Origin of the sequence: Alkalitalea saponilacus, from assembly GCF_900168165.1 — a bacterium.
GTDB lineage: Bacteria > Bacteroidota > Bacteroidia > Bacteroidales > Marinilabiliaceae > Natronoflexus > Natronoflexus saponilacus.
Genome location: NZ_FUYV01000006.1, coordinates 170,143 through 192,020, shown reverse-complemented (window position 1 = coordinate 192,020; position 21,878 = coordinate 170,143). Strand labels below are relative to the sequence as shown.

The window sequence follows — 21,878 nt, the reverse complement described above, 5'->3', positions numbered from 1 at the left end:
GCAACAATGTTGAAGCTACCATTTTTCAGTTAGGCTACCATTACTCTAACGCAAAAAGCAGGTATCGTGGTGTAATAAAGCACCAAATGTGGGCCAACATCCGTTGTTTGTGGGTGAATTTTGTCCGGATACTCAAATACACAAAACAATTATGTCAAAGAACTACGTCTATTGCCCAAAAAGCGATCAAATCAAAGACTTTTGCCTATATGACAGGTGGATCTGAACTTTATTTTGCAATCAAAACATTTTTATCGGCAATATTACCTGCCAGGCTGTTCATTTCTGAAAATATCCAATTCTCCGTCAATTAAGAAAATGAGGTTGTCGGAGTGGACTCAAACTTAAAACAGGAATGTTTGAAGGAAATTATATCGTTCCAATTAATAGTGAAGAAAAGTTTATGTTTTTAGAAGGCATTAACGAAAGTACTTTCAATGAGTTTTGGTATGTGAAGTACCCAAACAACAATAAAATTCATAGTAAAGAAACAAGCAGGACGGAACTATTAATAAACATTAATGGGAAATATGTAGACTACATTCGAAAGTTAGAAGAAACTGACCCATTATTTCAGGATTTGCATGAAGTTATAATGAGTACGGGTTATGTTTTATCGACAAGTATGATAATATTTTTAGCAGAGAATGAGAGTATTGATTTTAACCTGATTAAGAACAGACTTCTTGCTGTTGTGTGTATATTCTTAATATCAGAACCAATTGAAAAAAGCAGGATGATAGAAGCAAATACATACATGCTGACTTGCAGTCAAGCTATCCATCGGCAAGATATGCCAAGCTACAGGACTGTACTGCTCCATGCGTCATTCCATAAGTAAACGAGTTGATGCAATGTCTTCGACAAACTGATTACTTTAGCAAATAAATTTCCAACCAAAGCAATTCTTCGCCATGCCATTATTTAGAATCATTATAAATCCCCCCCCCATATATTGTTTTTATAGTAAAATTTATTTTAATTTACAATTAAAATAATAAAAGCAAACATTAACCACCAACTCAAAAAATTGAAATTATGTACACCCTTACCCGAGGTATTACATTTCTTCTCATAGTTGTTTCAAGTGTTTATCTTTTCACTTGTAATTTATTTAAGGGATCTCCCACGATAAAACACTTTGGATTCGAGAATCCTATTTATTATTTCTTGCCAATTCTGGCTTACATGCTTATCTCAATCAAATATCTCAATTTGCTAGTCTTTGATCTGTTTGTGCTTCCTTTTGCGGTATCCACAAGTATATGAACTTTTATCTGACCATTCCACTCTTTACATCACAACCAAAATATTTACCATACAATCTATATATTGAAAACCGCCAAAATCATGATCGAAACGCCGAAGAAGAGATTAAAAAAAGATTATTAAGTTTTTAATGTCCAAACTTACTTTAGGGTAAAGATTAAACTTTAAACATAACTTTTTGGAGAAAGAAGAGGAAGCAAAACGCCATCCAAGCAATCGCTTCCCCTTCCGACTCTCTCCAAACCTAAAAAAGAAAGGAGGTAATATGACAAAGATATAGATTTAAAACAAAATATAGTAGCCGTTTTTTCGGATGCAAAAAATGCACCTGCAAGACAGAGAGGTATATAGAGTTTAAGTTTTAATGTTTAATAACAAGAAGGCGATAGTCCTTTTTAATAATATCCCAGAAGCTATGATAAATAAAAAACCGACTAGTTTAGTATTTATAGGCATTATAATTATCAGCTGTATAATTTTTATGGGCTGTGAGAAAGATGAATATACTACTCAAACTGAGATTCTTTCTCAATCTGAGGATTTTGTGGATTATCTGAATGCACTAGCTGATTTTGTAGAGGAAATCCAGAATGATTCACATAATAAGCATGTGATTGGACAAATAAATGGAGAAAATATCTACAAAACCAGTAAATCAATAAATGCAGAAATATTTTATAAGATTTTTGAAGCAAGAAGCAAATTCGTGAGCATTCATCCTGAATATGCAAAAATGAATATTATTGACAAAAACATAATGGTGGATAAGGCTGTTATGAACTCCGATAGATTGATAAAAAGCTTTAATATTAATACATCCTTTAATGTTAGATTAAAAAGCGGCCAAGTTGAAAATACTAGCAGCAATGGAAACTTCCTTTATGAATGGTTTAGTAATTTTGAAGATGCATTTAATGCCTGTAGAAACTACTCTCAAGCTAATAACAACGTTGAATCAGGAGGGTATCTCTTCCCCAATGGCAGAGCAATATTAATTATTGACAAGAATGCGACCGATACAACAATGGTTATGCCCGTTTCTAAAAACGGTATGCCTTCTGGGACCATAACATATCATTTTCATGATCAAAACAAATATCCTTCTCCAACAGATTCAATTACTATGCAATTCATGAAAAGTTATGGAGTAGATAGCTTAATAATAGTTACACCAAATGGAATTCACGGCTATGGAGGATTTTAAGTTATAATATTTCATTTCTTGTTTATGCTTATTAAATCAAGCTCCTTTTATTAAAAACATAGCTGTATAAGGAGCTTGATTTTAGTTAAAGTGATCGATATGTCCTAACAAACATTTTTCTAACTATTACAACCTCTTGTACTATTTTCGTTAAATAAATTCATAACCCCATCATGGACAAAAATCTACTCTATATTATATTTATTTTTCTTTCATTTTTTAATATAACCGCACAAGAGAAAGAAGAGATACTTATCCTTTTGGGTGAAAAAATTTCGCATGTCAAAATGCCTGTTTGCATAACAGAAGACACTATTACAGAACCCGATATCCTAGATATATTCGCGCCTCTTAACAACGTTAATAATGAAGCTGATTTTCATAGGTTAAAGCAATTGTTTTTCCCGGATGATACTTTAATTGTTATCGGTCTCTCAAAGCAGCAATATTTAGCTCGTTACAAAGTGATAAAAATGTTTACAGAACACAAACACATAGACACAGTTGAATTTATAACATATGTACCTGAGTTATTTAAATATGAGCATGCTTTACTATTTCTAAAAACAAGTAAAAATGGTTGTTTCAGCCTAGTGAATAATCAGTTTGTGGATATTTATCTGGACAAAAACAATAAATGGGCTAGTCATTACGCCTCTTTAGATTATACCCATCCTAATAATATACACACTAGCTTAAAACCAGTAAAGATTGATTTCACTAAAGAAATATCATTTGACATAACAGATCTAGATAATGCAACTTTACAGGAACGGTATCCGTCTAAATATTATATTTTCATAAATAATAAGGCTATAGCAGTTTGGGGGAATTATATTGAAGATGTTATTGAACTTAAAATGAATGCAATTTTTGGGGATTAGATACTACAAAAATGCGTTAACCCTTTTTGTATTCTGGTCTATTAGAATTTCGCATGCACACTAATCATTATTGATTACTATGGTTTCTTAACTTTTTTTGATAAAGGTACAAATTTATTTGAAATCTGAATTTCCAGATACTGTATCTTATAATCGGTTTATAGAACTACAGCAAAAAGCATTTCTTTCTATGTGTATATTTTTAAAAACCTGTTGTTTAGGTAATTGTACAGGCATTTCTTTTATTGACTCTACCCCTTTAAAAGTTTGTCATATTAAAAGAGAAAAGCAATATAAAGTGTTTAAAGATATAGCTACGAAAGGACAGTGCTCGATTGGCTGGTTCTATGGGTTTAAGCTACACCTCGTTATAAATGATAAAGGAGAAATAATTGATTTCTTATTCACTCCTGGAAATACAGATGACCGACAGCCATTGAAAGATAAGAACTTTCATAAAAAACTCTTTGGTAAGTGTTCTGAGACAAGGGGTAAATTAACCAAACACTCTTTGAAGAAATGTTTATTGATGGAATACACTTGATTACCAAACCTTATAAAAACATGAAAAACAGCTTAATGCATATTAAAGACAAGATGCATTTAAGGAAAAGGGCACTAATAGAAACAGTAAATGACCAATTAAAGAATATTTGTCAGATAGAACATTCTCGGCATCGGAGCTTTAATAATTTTCTAGCTATTAGGGTTTCAGCACTTGTTGCCTATAGTTTTTTACCAAAAAAAATATCGCTAAACATAGAAATTGTTGATAGGTAAGCAATTGCAAAAGTCGCTTACATCGAACTCACGTTATTTTAAGTAGGCACTATTTCGGATAGATCAAAGGTATCTTTTTAGTGTTACTAAATAGCTGCTAATATTTTTAGTAATATTTCCTTGATGACTTGAATTTGTATCCAAACATAAATTTTTATAAAAATCAAATATGAAACCAATTATTGTATCCACGTTCTTATTTTTGATATTAAGCTCTTGTAAAACTCAAACGGAGTGCTTGGTAATAAAAAACAAAACGGCAAGCGAATTATCAAAAAAGCAGCATCAGTATTTTGTTGATGTATTAAGAAAAACTTATGCCCTTGATAATGAGCCTCAATTATTCAACTTGTTTCTAAACGATTTGTTCACTGCATATCAGAAGGAAGATATCCATTTGTTAGCTCATATTGCGGTAGATTTGAAACAAGATATTGAAAGGTTAGAAGAAGTTAATATGCTACTGAAGATTCGAGATATGCAGCATTATTATTATTTCTACCCCGAAGTGATAACAAAGCAGAGGATTTCAATTGTTTCGCAGGATTCACTGTCATCTAATAAAGAATTAGTAGCTAGCATTTTTCCAGATAATTATAGTGAAGCTTATATAGGCAATACCCCATTCCCACACATTATTATAATTAACAATGATGGTGTACAGCATATATTGTCAGGTATACAACTATTTGAAGGTATAAGTTTTGTTCAAGATCTAAAGCAGATTGATTCAAAAACAACTGAATATATGGTTGATTATATCGGTCACGCAGGTGGTGTATATTTTTATCCTTTGTCAGCCTTTATTATAAATAATGCAAGAGAAGAAATAGAAAGACCCGAAATTAGAAGAATTTTGTCTGTTATTTTCTGGAAGCTTCTTTGCTTAAATGCAGGGGTGGATTTTTAATTTCATTGAAATAAAAATCCTTATCGTCCTTCCGATTTGCATAAAGTAACGGAGCCTTCTTTTCCTCTTCAATTGAAAATAGTATTAATTTCATTGTTTATATCAAAGGATGCAACTAAAAGGTTTGATTGTGTTTAGTGTCATTTTTCTCGGAAGTGTATTTCTCACCTCCGAGAAATTTATAAATGAAACAAATTCACCAAAGTTTTATTTTGTCACTATTTGTTTGTTATTTTTGACCGGATCCGTTGCTGTCTCTCGGAAATCCATAAATTTTGGTAGTATCAAAAGCATGGGAATATTTTGGGGGGTAAGTCTCATCTGTTTTCTACAGGCATGTTATGGCCTCGTTCAGCTATTAGGCTGGCTACCGTCCAATCATATAAGTTTTCCAATTACTGGCAGTTTTGATAATCCTGCAGGGTTTGCAGCCGTGTTGTCACTTGGCTTTCCAATTGGGTTATATTTATTTTCAAAGGCCAAAGGGATTGAAAAAAATTTAGCGAGTACTATTTTAGCGATAATTTCAGTTGCCGTAATCTTATCCGGTTCACGTACGGGTATTATAGCAATAGTAATCTCTTCTGGCATTTTCGTAGCATTTAATAATATTGTGTTGAGTAAATTCAGAAAACTCCACTATCACAAGCTATTATCAGGCTTGATTCTGATATGCCTTGCGATAGGATTCTTTACTCTTTATCATCAAAAAAAGGATTCAGCAAATGGCCGCCTTTTGATTTGGAAAGTCTCATCAGAAATGATAAAGGACAAGCCTGTTTTTGGCCATGGCTATGGTACGTTTCAGGCAATATACATGGATTATCAAGCTGAGTATTTTAGAAATAACCCAAATTCAAAATTTGAACTACTAGCTGATAATGTCAAACATCCATTCAATGAGTTTCTTAAAGTTGCAGTTGAATACGGATTGGTCGGTTTAATTATTGTTTTTTCGTTTCTATTTTTCTTCATTTGGAAAACAGTAAAATTAGGGGGTAGAAATAAAAGACTTGTTTTGAGTGGTTTATTGACTTTTATAGTTTTTGCATTCTTTTCTTATCCGTTACATTATATTCCTGTTTGGTTATTAATAGGGTTCTATATTTCTTTCTTGATACCAAGTAAAGAATTCAAAATAAGAAATACTCCAATTTCAATTCTTTCCAGAAGTGTCTTCTTTATCGGATGTCTTTTTACCCTGTTATATGTCTATCAACAGTTACGTTTAGAAATGAAATGGAAAACAATTGCAATTAATTCGTTACAGGGCAATACTCTGGAAATGCTGCCTGAATATGAACGTTTATATAGCACCATGCTAAAAAAGAACCCTCTTTTCTTGTATAATTTTGGAGCCGAACTTCATGTTGCAGAAGAATTTGATCGAAGCATAGAGATCTTGGAGGAGTGTAAGAGAATGTTTAATGATTATGATTTACAAATATTATTAGCAGAAAACTGTTATCAGACTGGGGATTATCAAAAATCAATCGAAATGTATGAACACGCATCATTTATGATACCATGTAGATTTATACCTCTTTATAAACAGTTCGAAATTTATAAAGAAAAAAATAATGAAACAGATGCGTTAAGATTGGCTTTCAAAATAAACGAAAAAAGCGTAAAAATAAAATCTTCTACTGTATCCTATATTCAATTTAAGGCTGAAACATATATTAATGAAAATAAAGGAAAGTCTATAAAACCATAAATCATAATGTTTAACCCATTTATAAATAATTCTAAAAACCAACCCAAATGAAACGAGTCCCGAGGCTTCGGAACGAGTTCCATGTGGCCATTGTAAAACACATTATAGACACATGAAAAACCCTATTTTAATCCTAAACGTTAGTGGAAGAGCTATTTTATTTTTGTTCTTGTTTTTATTGTCATTAGCCGCCTGTAGCCCTTGGTCTTCCGAAACAAATAAGGCTCTGAAAATGGCCGGAGACAACAGGGCTGAACTAGAAAAAGTTTTAAATTATTACCATAAAGAGAATCCGAATCCTCAAAAGCTTAAAGCTGCCGAATTTCTTATTTCAAACATGGTCTATAAATATTCTTTATTCGGACCCGGGGTGGATAGCCTAAATATGAGTTATGAGTATGTGTATGGAGTCTATAGAGGGCAAAGAAACCATGTCTTTTTATCTGATTCTATTGCCCGAAAGCGAAATGCTCATACAGATGCAGAATTTGATTTGAAACGCGTGACTTCAAGCTTTTTAATAAATCAGATTGAGTTAGCTTTTGAAACATACAACCGACATGAATGGAGCCGATTGTATCCGTTTGAAGTATTCTGCGAATACATTCTTCCATATAAAATAGGACATTCTGATACAGTTTGCTGGAGAAGCTATGCCTATAATAAGTATGGTGAGCTATTGGATTACTCAGCTTTCATAGGAGCTGATTCTCATTTTGAAGCAGAAATGCATTGTTTAATAGAATCACTGAAAGTAAAGGTAGAAGGTGCATCAGAAAACTACACCAGAAGAATATCCAATGATGATTTATTAATGTTTAATATGGACTTCGATGTCCGCACGGATGGTTCACAATTGTTTAAATTATATTATGTCAATGGACATACCACCGCTGCAAATATCCGCATAATGATCGATAGCATTTTCATTGGTGATTTTGTCTTTCCTTCAACAGGAAGTTGGCAACGAGTGGAAAATGAAGTTCCTCCTGTTGAGTTTACCGCACAGTTGGATTCCGGTACGCATACCCTAAAGATGATTTCTCTTGACAAAGATATTTTGCTTGATTATGTAACCATTCCGGATTACATATATATGAAATTTCCTGAGTCAGTCATTTCAGAAGGAAAATATTTTTTCAGCAATTCTTTTGGAAGATTAACCATTGCTGCTGATTCTCTTATTAATGAGAACAGTATTAATATCGCCCCAAATCCATCAAAAGAATGGCCAATCCGAATTGTTGCAAAAGATGATAATTTATATCAATTGTTGTTTGAAGCTTCCGGAGTTACAAAAGCGATAGATGCATTCCCATTTGGAGAGAGCGAATGGTTAATCACATACAATGATCATGGCTTCCAAAACCAGCAATGGGCTTTTATTCCTATGGAGAATGGTGGTTATCAAATCAGGAATAAGGAAACAGGCAGAGTATTGGCATTTTCAGAAACGGACAGTATCTTGATTCAATTACCGGCTGAAATGATGCGGGATGATTATATCTGGCATATAGAAAAGGTTGCCGGAAGTGGCGATAAAACCATCGATATTAGTGTAAGGGCAGCACAGAAGATAAGTGAAATAACCAATCGGTTTCATTGGTCGGGCTCATATGCTGGTTTTGGTCCAGTTAGTCCAATTAAGATATTAGATTACACTTACGGATCGTGTGTTGAACAAACTGCTTTCCAGACGATGGTGTTAAGGTCAATGGGCGTAGCATGTGCAACCGATTTTGTTTTTAATTATCCTGAGAGAGATGCAGGACATAGCTGGAGTGTTATTTTTGATCTGGATGGGAATACCGTGCAGAACAATTGTCACAATCCTGTTGGTGCCGGAACTTGGGTAGATGCGTTTGCCAAAGGAAAAGTTTACAGAGAAACATATTCCATCAACAGAAACAGTCTGTTCGTTATTAACAATGGAGAAGAACGGATTCCGGATCAATTTCGAAATCCCTATTTTAAAGATGTTACTGCTGAATATTGTGATGTTGTTGATGTTGAAGTGGATATCCATTATGATGTTCAGGATGGGAATAAGTTCGGCTATCTGATGGTTTTTAACAACAGGGGCTGGGTTGTTACCACCTGGGGAGAAAGAACAAGGAATAATAAAGTAAAGTTCAAAGATCTTGAGCCAAGAGGCATGTATTTGCCTGCATTTTTTGTAAACGGCCGCTTTGAAGCATTTCATGAGCCATTTTATTTTGATTCACTTGGAATGATAAACCATATTCAAACATCAAAAGATGAAGTTCAGGATATGATACTCAGACGAAAATTTCCTAACAGACTTGTGGATGAGAGTTACCACCAATTAATTGTGGGAGGACAATTCCAGGGCGCTAATATACCCGACTTTTCTGATGCAAACACCATTGGCATAATTACACAGGATATGACTGAGCCAATTTTTCATACAATTGATAATGAGCCATCATCAACATTTAAATACTTAAGATATATTGGTCCCGATGGAGGACATTGCAATATTAATGCAATTGTTTTTTACGATGGAAATGGGGAACCGATCGAAGGAGAAATAATTGGAACAGATGGAAGTCTTAATAATTCCGGTAGAACTAAACACATGGCTTTTGATGGAGACGTGTTGACTTATTTTGATGCCCCGGAACCCTCAGGCGGATGGGTAGGTTTAGAACTTTCTGAGGCAAAATCTGTTAGCAAAATTCGGTTTGCAACACGCAATGATGGCAATATGGTAGAGGTTGGAGATGAATATGAGCTTTTCTATTGGTTCAATAGAGAATGGGCAAGTATGGGACGCCGAATAGCCGACTCAAATGAACTGGTTTATGAAAGTGTCCCGATGGGAAGTTTATACTGGTTGAGAAACCATACCAAAGGATGGGAGGAGCGCATATTTACTTTAGACACTAATAATCATCAAACATGGTGGTAGATTTAATTTATGTGTCTAAAATTTGTATTTAGACAGAAGAGTAAAAAGCATAAAATGAGAAGATTTTTCAAAGGGCTTTATGACTAAACTAAAGGGGCATCCATATCAAAAGATGACTTTTGTCGTGTTTACAACACGAACAAAAAACTACTTTTATCGGTTTCTATATCATGAAGTTAAAACATCAATTTAAACAAACCTCATTAGCATGAATTTCAAACCATTAATTACAGCAAAACTTATCATTCTGATTATGCTCTCAGCATTTATTTCCTCTTGCTCAAATGCACCACAAAAGCCGGCTCTGGATCCGGCCAATATGGATATGACAATTAATCCCGGCGATGACTTTTATCGCTTCGTGAATAATGGATGGTTAGAAAACAACCCATTGCCGGATGATTACAGCCGGTACGGAGCATTTGAACAACTTAACGAGGAGAACGAACAGAAATTGTATGATCTGTTAATGGCCATCCGTTCAGATAAAAGTGCGGCACATGGCAGCAACAGACAAAAAATCCGTGATTTTTATAACAGCGCCATGGACACTGCTTCTATTGAGGAGCAGGGAATTACTCCACTTCAGCCTATACTCGATAGAATTGAAGCCATTGACTCAAAAGAGAAACTGCAAACGGTTATTGCAGAGTTACATCAAACAGGAATCCGCCCCCTGTTCGGAATGGGCGCATCACAGGACAGAAAAAACACCGACTGGATGATTGCATCTGTTGGCCAGGGTGGTTTGGGCATGTCAGACAGAGATTACTATTTGAAAGATGATGCTCGTTCTAAGGAAATTCGTGAAGGATATAAGAATTTTATTGCTCACATGTTTTCCCTTGCGGGATACGAAGATACAGAAGCAAAAAAAGCGGTAGAAGCCATCATGCAAATTGAAACTTCGCTTGCGGAAGTTTCAATGGATAGGCTGACGCTAAGAAATCCCTACGCCACATACCACATTATGACGCTGGACGAACTCAGCGACAAGTCGCCAAACTTTAACTGGGCAAGCTATTTCAACAGCAGAAATGTGTCTATTGAAGACCTTAATGTTGCACAACCGGAATTTTTCAAAGCTGTTTCTGATTTAATGAACTCTGTTGAGCTTGAAAAATGGAAAACCTATCTCAAATGGAACGTTTTGAATAGTTCTGCCTCCTTCTTAAGCAGCGACTTTGATAAAGCAAACTTTGCTTTTTATGGTACCGTAATGACCGGAAGCGAAGTACAACGTGAACGTTGGAAGCGAGTGCTCGGAGTATTAAATGGCAGCTTAAGTGAAGCAGTTGGACAAGAATATGTGGCCTTATACTTCCCGCCTGAAGCAAAAGAACGAATGATTGACCTGGTTGAACACTTAAGAACAGCATTTCACCAACGCATTGGTAATCTGGATTGGATGAGCGCTGAAACCAAAGAAGAAGCATATGGAAAATTGGCAGCCATGAACGTTAAAATCGGCTACCCGGACAAATGGATAGATTACTCTGATCTGGAAATAAAGGACCAGCCATACATTCTTAATGTTTTAGCGGCAAGAGCATTCAATATTAAACGCAATCTCGATGAAATTGGCCAACAAGTTGACCGTGACAAATGGTTTATGAGTCCGCAAACTGTAAATGCCTATTACAGCGCCACCATGAATGAGATTGTTTTCCCGGCTGCCATATTGCAACCTCCATTTTTCTATCTACATGCAGATGATGCCATGAACTATGGTGCGATTGGAATGGTAATCGGTCATGAAATGACTCATGGTTTCGATGACCAGGGGCGCCAGTTTGCCAAAGATGGTAATCTTCGTGACTGGTGGACAGAGGAAGACAGCAGAAGATTTGATGAACTCTCTCAGGTTTTGGTGAATCAGTATAACAACTATGTCATGTTGGATTCGCTTACCATTAACGGAAAACTGAGTCTCGGAGAAAATATTGCCGACCTGGGTGGATTAAGCATAGCCTACCAGGCACTACAAAACAAACTTGAAGAAGATGGCCGACCCGAAGAGATTGACGGATTTACCCCCGAGCAACGCTTCTTTTTAAGCTACGCACAAGTTTGGAGAAACCACATGCGCGAACAACGCTTGCGCCAACAGCTGAACGAAGGCCCCCATTCTCCGGGTGAAGCCAGAGTAAACGGTATTGTTTATAACATGGAAGAATTCTACAAAGCATTTAATCTGGATGATTCGGGTGAAAGATTTATTGCTCCTGATGACCGTGCGAATATTTGGTAATTGAATTGATCCAAGAGTTTTAGATGTTTAGAGCTTTAGATATCAGACACATGTAAAATATTAATTACAAGCTAATTACAGAGACAGCAACAGTACTTACATAACTGATATTAAGACAAATAAAACTATATTATCAAAGATATTGAATAAAAGCGAGCTGCTCTTCAATGAAGTGCAGCTCGTTTTTTATGTTTTCATCCCGCCTTAAATACCTCTTTATAGGGATAAATCACATTAATCTTCTCTCAAGAAAAACTAAAAAAAACAAACACCATAATCCACTCGTCATCAATCTATTGAAAATTATCGGCGACTTTAATATCCAAAAACTTCAAACCCTAAACTTTGAACATTCTCAACAATATACAAATAAAGAAACTATCAGGGAAATCCATATTGTTAACTTTTATTATATTTTTTTAATATTAATTACCCCCCCCCCAAAAGATTTGACAATAAAACATAATCTTATATATTTGTGATATAAACTTACATTCTGAAGAAAAAACCTATCCAGATCCCAAATGGAAGAAAACCTTAAACATACCCAAACCATATTCCAACTACTACTTCTTGCTGCCATGCTTACTGCTTCAAATATGGCAATTTCGGGTTGCATTAAAACCCTTACTGATTCGAAGAAAAATATTCCCGTAATAAACTGTCCTTTTGAAAGAGAATTATTGCCGCATGCCTTAAATCATAAACTGAGAACACTTTTATCACCAACATACATACTTGCCAAATTCAACACCGACAGTGGCCAGCAACATAAAGCCAAACAAATTCTCGAAGAAATTCCAAATTGTCCGGTTATAATTAAGACCCCGGCGACTAGAGAGATAGTATATGAAATAAAGAAATTAGTTACACAGAGTTTCACGGAGAAAACACAGAGATCCTCAGAAGTATTTATAGAAAAACTCAGTGAATATCCGTGTAACAAAACAAGGTGACACAGAGCAGCAGAAAAAAAACAAAACTCAGTGTATCTCCGTGCCTCCACCGTGCTCTCCATGTTACCAATTGAGAAAAAGAAGAGGAAGCTAAACGCCAACCAAGCACTCGCTTCCACTTCCAACTCCCTCCAAACTTAAGAAGAAAGGAGTTCATCATCACGTAAAGATAATGAATTTAGAACACACGTGAACTTAAGTTAAACGTGATTTCGGAAGATGCACCTGCCAGGCAGTGATGCGTTTTATCAAATTTTTAAATTCTTAAAGGCTGTAAATTATACAGCAAATCTTTAATTTATTAAATCAATAATAATGAGAAAAAAGATATTTTTTGCAATAGCAGCAGGGTTTTTCGCCGTGACAACAATTATTAGTCTTGATGTCGCAATGGACAATAGGGAAAGTGACGACATGGCATATGATGTTTCAGTAATGATGGAAGCTTATGCGAATATAAGGCAACGGGTTGATGTAGAACCTGATGGAGGTGGTGGTGGGGGTAGCAATTGCAGCTCGTGGGGATATAGGAACTGGAACTTTCATCTTTCCTTTGTAGATGGGGTGGATTGTGGTTGTACACCAAGAGAAAAAGTAACAACAGACTGCCCATAATGTATAATTTTAGCCGGTATATGGGATCATTTCAATTGCACCAATATACCGGCTTTCAATCCCAAAATAATGAAAAAATTCGTAGGATTAGTGATTGTGTTTGTTGCATTTTACTCAAACAGTTGCATAAATACAAAAAATGCCCCCCACTCATTGCACGAGCTGGACTTTAAGTTACAAACAAAGGTTCAGGAGAACAGAATAGAGACGAATGAGATGTTAAATATTCGTCAGTTTATAGTTCAAGATACATTGATTATTATTAATAACTCCAGAGATGATAGTATTTTCATGGTTTTAAATTTAAATACATCTGAGATAATTAGATCTTGGGGCGTCAGAGGTCGTGGTCCCGAAGAGTATGGAGTTTGGACTCATTTGATGAGTGTCACCAATGAAAATTTTCAAGTTGCTGATTTCACTATGAATAGGATTGAGACCTATAGTATACCGGATTTTGACTTGACGGAGAATAGAAAAATCATAAAGCATGGTAATGCTGAAAGATTAGAAATTCCCCAAAGGATTTCCACTATGGATGGCAATCATTTTTTTTATGATAACTTTTCCGAAAATAAACTATCAATAAAGCAGATAGAAATTGGAGAAACACCTGTTGAAATCAATCATTTTTGTCATCTAAGGGATTTATTTCCTAGCCCTTGGTTTTATTTAGGTAATTTGGTTTTAAATAGACATGAACAAAAAATTGTATATGCTTATCGCTACTTGAGGAAATTTGATATTATGAATTTAGAAGGAGAGATAATAAAAACCGTAGAGGTTGCTCCCATGCCCATATCTCCAATAAAACGCGGAAATAATATCGATCTGGAAAAATCTGTTATGTGCTATATGGGAGCAACAGGAAATGATCATTCCTTTTATTTGCTTTACATTGGACGCTCAGCAGAAGAGGTGATATTAAATGATTATAAATTATCCTGCTTCATCGAAGAATATGATTGGGATGGGAATCCAATTAGGCGATACGAAATTAACAGATTTGTATCAGACTTTGCTCTTTTATCAAATGAAGATGAAGCACAATCTATTTCTTTTTTAGGGATTGATGTCACAAACGAAAATCCATTAATTGTCTTTAAGGTAGAAATCCATGAATAATATGATTAAGATTTAAACCTGTACTACTATAAATTAGATGTACCTGCCAGGCAGTGATGCGTTTTATCAAATGTTTAAATTCTTAAAGGCTGTAAATTAAACAGCTAATCTTTAGTTTCTTAATTCAATAATAACGAAGAAAAAGATAATTTTGCAATCGCAGCAGTTTTGTTTGCAGTAGCAATTATGTTTAACATGGATATGTTACAATTAAATAACAGTGAGGATGTTTCTTGGGAAAGCATCTCGATAATGGCTGAGGCTAGTGTTATCAGAGAAAGGGTTGATTTAGAACCTGATATGGAGGGAAGTGGTGGATCTAAAAAGTGTTATCCGACTGGGTATTTTGACGAACTTTACAGCGGCTACATTTGGAAATGTGGTGATGCTTGCATAAATAAATGGCAGGAATGGAAAGGAGAAGGTAGAAAACGGAATTGCTAAGAAAAATTTTTCGGGGGTACAAAACATCACCGTACCCCTATCATTTAAAATTGAATATTTTATGAAATTAAATATACTATTGATATTTGGATGTGTTTTGTTTTCATGCTCTTCTGATTACAAAAATGATCTCTCAAACTCCACAAGTGTTTTCATTAAATACTTTCCCAAAAGTATAACATTAAAGGCTGAACCCATTAAAATTGAATTACCTGGAATAAATCATATCCACTGCATGAATAATTTGCTGATTGGAATTAATTATTCTGGAAGTAATGATTTTTTACATCTGTACGATAAAGAGGATTTTTCGCATATAACTTCGCTCATAGCAAGAGGAAAAGCACCAGACGAATTTCTCACTTTAAACTACGACTATCAATGGGGAAAGGATTCAACGGGGACTTATATGTGGATCAAAGACATAAATAGCAACAAGTTATGTAAAATAAATCTTTCCAAATCAATAGAAAAAAACAGACCTGTATTTGACAAATGCATCAATAATCTACAAATGGATTTGTGGTATATGAAATTTGTTGTAAATGACTCTTTATTAGTATTAACTCCTCATATACAAAAGCATGTAAACAATCTAACATTACAACATTATAACTTATTAGAAAACAGAACAATATTCGAAAGGCAATTGTATAAAGATAATTTCAGCCCAAAGATTGATAACCAAGTTTACGGTTTAAGAACTATGATCAAACCTGATGGAACTAAATTATTAGCCTTTAATTCCAACTTCAGCCGGTTTCATATATTAAACCTCAACTTAACTAACAATAAGACAATTACAACTTATGAGGAGATAGCTGAGAAAGAAATAAAAAGGGAACTTCAAAGAATAGAACTTTACGATCTAAAACGATATTATATAAACTTTCTGGTCACCAATCAAAAGATATATGCCCTATATGCTAACAAATATCCCCAGGAAACAAGATCTTTAGATACGACCACAGGAGTTGAAGTTCATCTTTTCAATTGGGCAGGAGATCCATTAAAAAAGTTCATCATAAAAGAAAATCTATGGCAAATCACAATCGATGAAGAAAACAAAACCCTTTATGGCATCACTGCTAATGAACAATTATATAGGTATGACTTATCAGATATTAAAAATGGTAGATTGGAACAATGCCGAAAGGCTCAAATAGTAAATCTACGGTAAAAGGAGAAACCACATGCGCAAACAACGCATATGTCAGCAGCTGAACGAATGTCCCCATTCTCCGGGTGAAGCCAGAGTAAACGACATTGTTTATAACATGGAAGAGTTTTACAAAGCTTTTAACCTGGATGATTCGGGTGATAGGTTTATTGCTCCTGATGACCGTGCGAGAATTTGGTAATTGAATTGAAACCAAACCATAAAAAACGAGATATGCTTTAAAGCATATCTCGTTTTTTTTATAGCCATCTGCCAAATAACTCAATATTTCATGCATTGAACCCTGCCATTCTCTATAGCTTTGGGATTATTTAATTCCCCATCGGAACTTCCATGATAAGAATTTCGGCTCTATCTGATTTAACAGATATAGATACCGCATCACTGTCCCAGACGCCAAGTCCATCGCGCTCATGAAGTTCTATGTCCTCTACATCAACACTACCACTCAGGACAAACAGGTAAACACCATTGCCCTGCTTCTTTAATCTATAGCTTGAGGAATAACCTCTTTTTAGTCGTCCCATGTGAAACCAGGCATCCTGATGAATCCATACCCCGGCGTCGTCACTATTGGGTGAAAGAATCTGCAACAGATTATTCTCCATGGCTGCGTCATCCAATTCAATTTGATCGTAACGAGGAGTCAGACCCTTCTCCCGGGGGAAAATCCAAATCTGCATAAATTTCACGGGCCGATCGCTGTTTTTATTGTATTCGCTGTGCGTTACACCTGTTCCAGCGCTCATCACCTGTATATCGCCTTTTCGAATAACCGAAGTATTGCCCATGCTGTCTTTATGTTCCAAATCTCCTTCCAGAGGAATGGAAATAATCTCCATGTCATTATGTGGATGAGTCCCGAATCCTTTACCCGGAGCCACATAGTCATCGTTCAAAACACGAAGCACCCCGAATTGGGTACGTTCAGGATTGTAATAATCGCCAAAACTAAAAGTATGTTTACTGTGCAACCATCCATGATTGGCATCACCTCTCGATTCAGCTCTATGTAATACAGTTTTACTCATGTCATTTCGTTTTTTGAAGTTATAGGTTTAAAGTTTTAAGCTCAAAGCTTTCATGTAACTACCTTAAACATCAAACATTAAACTTTATTCACCAAATCAACAATTGTCTCCACCCAATCGTCATTGCTATTTAAACAAGGAATCGTATCATAAAGTTCGCCACCGGCCTCGATGAAAGTTTCACGTCCCTCTTCATGAATTTCTTCCAGGGTTTCAAGGCAGTCACTAACAAAAGCCGGGCTGATAACGAGAAGTTTTTTAACACCTTTCGATGGAAGATCCTTTAACACATCAGAAGTAGCTGGTGTGAGCCATTTATCGGTTCCAAGTCGTGATTGAAATGAAACAAGATAATTCGATTCAGTTAAGCTCAGTTTTCCTGCCACCAATCTGGTGGTTTCCAACACCTGGTGACGGTAACACTTTTCATGAGCCGGAGATTCAACAGAGCAACAATTTTCTGCTTTCAGGCAATGGGAACCGGTTGGGTCGGTTTTAAAAATGTGACGCTCAGGAATACCGTGGTAGCTGAACAGTATTCTGTCATATTTCCCTTTTACCAGATATGGTTTAAGGGTTGCAACCAAAGCATCTATGTAACCATTGTGATTATAATAGGGAGCCACAACATTCAATTTAAAACCATAATCTCCTATACGGTGTGCATTTTTCACATGCTCAACTGCCGTTTCGTAACTGCTCATGGCATAATGGGGATAGAGCGGAAACAGGGTCACCTCTTCAACGTCGGAATGTTCAGAGAGAATTTGCTTAAATGCATATGCTGGCGTGGGATTTGCATATCGCATACAGACATAAACCGGCAGTCCGGAATGCTTCTCTACCTTTTCTGCCAACTCATTGGTGATAACAATTAATGGCGAACCCTCATCAGTCCATATTGTTCTATACTTTGCAGCACTTTTCGGTGCACGAAAGGGCGTTATTATACCTCTTACCAAAAGTAATCGCCCCAAATAAGGCACATCAATTACGCGTTCGTCCATTAAAAACTCGTTTAGGTAGCGACGCACATCCTTCACCGAAGTTGAGTCGGGGGACCCTAAGTTGGTTAGTAATATCACTTTCTTTGCCATATAACAATTCTATTTTCGCAGTATGTTTAACATTTTCTCCTCTTCGCTTCCCGGTTGGGGATTGAAATTATAATCCCACCGTACACGCGGCGGAAGACTCATTAAGATGGATTCCGTCCGTCCTTTGGTTTTCAAACCAAATAAAGTACCCTTATCGTGCAACAGGTTGAATTCAACATAACGCCCCCGTCGAATCTCCTGCCAGTATTTTTCTTTTTCTCCAAAATCATGATTCTTGCGTTTCTCAACTATGGGAATGTATGAATTAACAAATTCATTTCCGAGGGAGGTAACCAAATCAAACCAAAACTTTCCGTTTTGTGCCCCATTGGGGCGCAAGTAATCATAGAATGTACCTCCTACGCCACGGGTTTCTCCTCGGTGTGAATTATAAAAATACTCATCGCAACGTTTTGTGAATTTTGGATATAAACCTGCATCAAAACGGTCGCAAACCTCTTGCTGAGCATGATGAAAATGATCCCGATCTTCCTGGAAAAAATAATAAGGGGTCAGATCACTTCCTCCACCAAACCAAAAATCAACCGGGTTACCTTCTTCATCATATAATTCAAAATACCGATAGTTGGCGTGAACAGTTGGCACGTATGGATTTATAGGATGAAGCACAAGTGATAATCCACATGCAAAAAAGCTGTTGTGCGGTGTTGCAAGATATTTCATCATGTTTTCGGGTAAATGCCCGAAAACAACAGAAGTATTCACGCCTCCTTTTTCAAACACTTTCCCATTGGAAATGATTCGGGTACGACCACCACCACCGCCTTCCCTCTCCCATCTGTCTTCATGAAAAAGAGATAGTCCATCGGACTTTTCAACCGCCTCACAAATTGAATCCTGCAAATTATGAATAAATTCTATAAACTGCTCCTTAAAAGTTTCCATTTGGTGGTATTGATATAAAATTAAACCCATTATATTTAACCCTTTCAGGCTTGTGTGGATAATGCCTATCTACCACGGGTGTCCCCATGGTTACTAATATTAAAACCTTTCAGGCTTTTACTGCATCATCAGTTAATGTTTATTAAAACCTTTTTTGGAGCAGGTTGTTTAACAAACAGGACAAATTAATCCAAAAAACAGATTGAATTATGGCATTTACATTAGACTTAGGGCAAAAAGCCCCGGAATTTAATCTACCGGCAACTGATGGACTGACTTATTCCCTCAGCAGTTTTGAGGGAACTCCCTGGCTGGTGGTCTTCTTTACTTGCAACCATTGCCCATATGTTATTGGAAGTGATGAAGTAACCCGTGAAACAGCGCAAAAATTCATCAGTAAAGGAGTTAAATTTGTTGGAATTAACTCCAACAGTATAAACACATATGAAGAGGACAGTTTTCCAAACATGGTTAAACGGATGGACGAGTACAAATTTCCATGGAACTACCTTCACGATGAATCACAAGAAGTTGCATTGAAATATGGCGCTCTGCGAACGCCTCATTTTTACATTTTCAATGAAAAGCGAGAGCTGGTTTACACTGGAAGAGGAGTTGATTCTCCCAGAGATACTTCTAAAATGACTGAAAACACCTTAGAGTTGGTGTTGGATGCTTTGACATCAGGCAAACAACCACCCTACTCAAAAACAAATCCCATTGGCTGTAATGTAAAATGGGACGGACAGGACAAACATTGGATGCCCGCAGAAGCCTGTGACCTTGTATAGGTCACAGGTTCACAGGCCAATGTAACAAGTTACTACTTCAGGATTTTATGAATTTGAAATTTGCCATTAGCATCCATCACTTTAACCAGATAATAACCTGGGGAAAACTCCGAAAATGAGATGTCAGTTTCATAACTATTAAAATCACTGGAGAAATGCTGTACACCGGAAATGGAGTATACTTTTATCCTGGAGATGATCTGATTACTTCTAACATACAGCCTGTCCATTACAGGATTTGGATATACTGATTGCAAAGAAGCAGCCATTTCATTGGTACTAGAAGGCAATAAAACCTCCTCCACTTTCACATCACGCAATACAAATAAACCGGTATTTCCACCCAAATCAAAAGCCATCCGTGCTTCGGGATCGGAATCGGCGTTCATGGTAAAGCTATAAGAATAATGTTGTAACTCAGATGTAAACTGAACCCCGTGATGATCGCTGTATGCATCCCAATCAGGGGCATTTCGACCCATGTAAACCGTTGAATTTCCGGAGAAAGACGCCGATGCCGAAAATGAAAATCTGTATAATTTCCCATTTTCAAGAGAGATATTAGGTCGAAATAGTTGAGCATGCCAACCTAATGAACTTCCATTGGTAATTTCAATCTCAAGTTGATTATTTTCGACACTCATTGTACCTGCAGCTTCGCCACCTAACTGAAATGCCCAACCATCTTCCCCCTCTGTAAAGTCACTTTCATATATTATGTGACTATTTAGTGAAGCAGGTTCTGGCATTGAGTTATTTAACAATGCATCAACAAGTTCCGTACGATAGTTGCCGGTATTTCGATTATAAATTCCAAAACTAGAACTGAACTCCCAATATGCCCAGCTAAAACCCTGCTCTTCGAACCATCTGGCAACAAAGGTAGTCCAACGAGCGCGGGATTCCATATCTGCTCTGCTATAAACGCCAAACTCTCCAACATGAATGGGTACGTCATTATCATTAGAAAACTGAATTGTGTAATTGAATTCGTTAATAATAAAATTACGTTCTTCAACCGTATCATACCATTTGGTTCCCAACCATTCATCGGCATCACCCTCAACCCAATCTGCCCCCTGGTGTGTAAATTGAAACGGATTGTAGTAATGAACAGACAATATCAAATAATCATCTTCGGGCAGTTCAATATGCCTAACTCCACTTAAACCACCAAACTCGGCAGTCCCCATTAACACAACACGTGTTGGGTTAGTTTCACGAATTACCTCCAGAGCATCTGCAAACATGTCATTCCACATTTGTGGGGTAATGGCCTGATGAGGTTCGTTCAGAACTTCAAAAAGCAGATATTCATCCGGATAATCCTTGAAAAACTCAGCAATTTGCACCCATTGCGCAATAAATCGATCATATTGCTCGCTTGGATTTGCTAACAACAACTCATGATGATGCATATTGATGATGGCTATGAGACCATTCTCAATGGCATTATCCACAACTTCCTGTATTCGTTCCATAAACGAGGCGGTTATGGTGTATGGATATTCATCCATACTTCGGGCTTCAGTTTCCCATCTGATAGGAATTCGAACATGATTGAACCCCAAGTCTGCCATCATCTCAAAATATTGAGGCTGCCAGGGATTGCTCCAGGCTGTTTCTGAGGGGGCTTCAAATGTATTTCCCATGTTCATTCCACGCCCCAGTCGCTCATTCATTTCAAAAGCGGGCTGTCTGGTTTGTGAAAAAACCGCAAGTGATAAACTTGTACAAATAATAAGTAATAGTAATTTTTGTTTCATAGTGGCTTGGTGTTATATGA

At 36.3% G+C, this 21,878-nt stretch carries 19 protein-coding genes and 1 pseudogene; 16 read left to right on the top strand and 4 right to left on the bottom strand.

All coding sequences use genetic code 11. The annotated features are described in order from the left end of the window. From B5X70_RS18295 to B5X70_RS07195, 15 genes and pseudogenes are all read left to right on the top strand, one after another. The coding region (locus B5X70_RS18295; RefSeq protein WP_234995077.1) for a transposase at nucleotides 1-314 on the top strand (314 nt) is incomplete at its 5' end. Nucleotides 315-355: 41 nt separating this feature from the next. Continuing rightward, nucleotides 356-841 (top strand): hypothetical protein, encoded by a 486-nt coding sequence (locus B5X70_RS07270; RefSeq protein ID WP_079557231.1) that lies wholly within the window; start codon nucleotides 356-358, stop codon nucleotides 839-841. A gap of 843 nt (nucleotides 842-1,684) precedes the next feature. Then, the gene (locus tag B5X70_RS07265; RefSeq protein WP_159449995.1) at nucleotides 1,685-2,473 is read left to right on the top strand and encodes a hypothetical protein; all 789 of its coding nucleotides are present in this window, start codon (nucleotides 1,685-1,687) and stop codon (nucleotides 2,471-2,473) included. 173 nt (nucleotides 2,474-2,646) lie between these two features. Next, nucleotides 2,647-3,357, top strand: a complete 711-nt coding sequence (locus tag B5X70_RS07260; RefSeq protein WP_079557229.1) for a hypothetical protein — start codon at nucleotides 2,647-2,649, stop codon at nucleotides 3,355-3,357. A gap of 190 nt (nucleotides 3,358-3,547) precedes the next feature. Then, nucleotides 3,548-4,137: pseudogene (locus B5X70_RS18290) on the top strand (IS982 family transposase). Nucleotides 4,138-4,306: 169 nt separating this feature from the next. Further along, nucleotides 4,307-5,047, top strand: a complete 741-nt coding sequence (locus B5X70_RS07245) for a hypothetical protein (RefSeq protein ID WP_079557226.1) — start codon at nucleotides 4,307-4,309, stop codon at nucleotides 5,045-5,047. Nucleotides 5,048-5,339: 292 nt separating this feature from the next. Then, complete coding sequence (locus tag B5X70_RS07240) at nucleotides 5,340-6,764, top strand: O-antigen ligase family protein (protein WP_157666449.1); 1,425 nt, start codon at nucleotides 5,340-5,342, stop codon at nucleotides 6,762-6,764. Between the two features lie 112 nt (nucleotides 6,765-6,876). Further along, complete coding sequence (locus tag B5X70_RS07235; RefSeq protein ID WP_079557224.1) at nucleotides 6,877-9,696, top strand: hypothetical protein; 2,820 nt, start codon at nucleotides 6,877-6,879, stop codon at nucleotides 9,694-9,696. A 208-nt stretch (nucleotides 9,697-9,904) separates the two neighbouring features. Then, nucleotides 9,905-11,947, top strand: coding sequence for a M13 family metallopeptidase (locus B5X70_RS07230; RefSeq protein ID WP_079557223.1), 2,043 nt, complete (start codon nucleotides 9,905-9,907; stop codon nucleotides 11,945-11,947). Between the two features lie 524 nt (nucleotides 11,948-12,471). Beyond that, a complete protein-coding gene (locus tag B5X70_RS07220) occupies nucleotides 12,472-12,903 on the top strand; it encodes a hypothetical protein (RefSeq protein WP_079557221.1) in 432 nt (143 codons plus the stop codon). A 315-nt stretch (nucleotides 12,904-13,218) separates the two neighbouring features. Further along, complete coding sequence (locus B5X70_RS07215) at nucleotides 13,219-13,518, top strand: hypothetical protein (protein WP_079557220.1); 300 nt, start codon at nucleotides 13,219-13,221, stop codon at nucleotides 13,516-13,518. A 69-nt stretch (nucleotides 13,519-13,587) separates the two neighbouring features. Then, nucleotides 13,588-14,643 carry a BF3164 family lipoprotein gene (locus B5X70_RS07210; RefSeq protein ID WP_079557219.1) on the top strand — a complete coding sequence of 352 codons (1,056 nt, stop codon included), beginning with the start codon at nucleotides 13,588-13,590 and terminating at the stop codon, nucleotides 14,641-14,643. A gap of 201 nt (nucleotides 14,644-14,844) precedes the next feature. Beyond that, nucleotides 14,845-15,087, top strand: coding sequence for a hypothetical protein (locus tag B5X70_RS07205; protein ID WP_143255040.1), 243 nt, complete (start codon nucleotides 14,845-14,847; stop codon nucleotides 15,085-15,087). Between the two features lie 61 nt (nucleotides 15,088-15,148). After that, nucleotides 15,149-16,267 carry a BF3164 family lipoprotein gene (locus B5X70_RS07200; RefSeq protein ID WP_079557217.1) on the top strand — a complete coding sequence of 373 codons (1,119 nt, stop codon included), beginning with the start codon at nucleotides 15,149-15,151 and terminating at the stop codon, nucleotides 16,265-16,267. A 13-nt stretch (nucleotides 16,268-16,280) separates the two neighbouring features. Next, entirely contained in the window at nucleotides 16,281-16,448 is a 168-nt protein-coding gene (locus B5X70_RS07195; protein WP_079557216.1) for a M13-type metalloendopeptidase, read from the top strand. Between the two features lie 130 nt (nucleotides 16,449-16,578). Here B5X70_RS07195 and B5X70_RS07190 read toward each other — a convergent pair whose 3' ends face one another. The 3 genes from B5X70_RS07190 to hemF all read right to left on the bottom strand — a co-directional run bounded on the left by B5X70_RS07190 (nucleotide 16,579) and on the right by hemF (nucleotide 19,301). Further along, entirely contained in the window at nucleotides 16,579-17,298 is a 720-nt protein-coding gene (locus tag B5X70_RS07190; RefSeq protein ID WP_079557215.1) for a pirin family protein, read from the bottom strand. A gap of 77 nt (nucleotides 17,299-17,375) precedes the next feature. Next, the gene (gene hemH, locus B5X70_RS07185; RefSeq protein WP_079557214.1) at nucleotides 17,376-18,395 is read right to left on the bottom strand and encodes a ferrochelatase; all 1,020 of its coding nucleotides are present in this window, start codon (nucleotides 18,393-18,395) and stop codon (nucleotides 17,376-17,378) included. Between the two features lie 9 nt (nucleotides 18,396-18,404). Then, nucleotides 18,405-19,301: an oxygen-dependent coproporphyrinogen oxidase gene (gene hemF / locus B5X70_RS07180; RefSeq protein WP_079557243.1), complete on the bottom strand. Its 897-nt coding sequence runs from the start codon at nucleotides 19,299-19,301 to the stop codon at nucleotides 18,405-18,407. Nucleotides 19,302-19,510: 209 nt separating this feature from the next. Here hemF and B5X70_RS07175 point away from each other — a divergent pair, with 209 nt between their 5' ends. Then, nucleotides 19,511-20,092, top strand: a complete 582-nt coding sequence (locus tag B5X70_RS07175; protein WP_079557213.1) for a thioredoxin family protein — start codon at nucleotides 19,511-19,513, stop codon at nucleotides 20,090-20,092. 32 nt (nucleotides 20,093-20,124) lie between these two features. Here the strand turns inward: B5X70_RS07175 and B5X70_RS07170 are convergent, their stop codons facing one another. Further along, the gene (locus B5X70_RS07170; RefSeq protein ID WP_079557212.1) at nucleotides 20,125-21,858 is read right to left on the bottom strand and encodes a cellulase family glycosylhydrolase; all 1,734 of its coding nucleotides are present in this window, start codon (nucleotides 21,856-21,858) and stop codon (nucleotides 20,125-20,127) included. Between the last annotated feature and the right edge of the window lie 20 nt (nucleotides 21,859-21,878).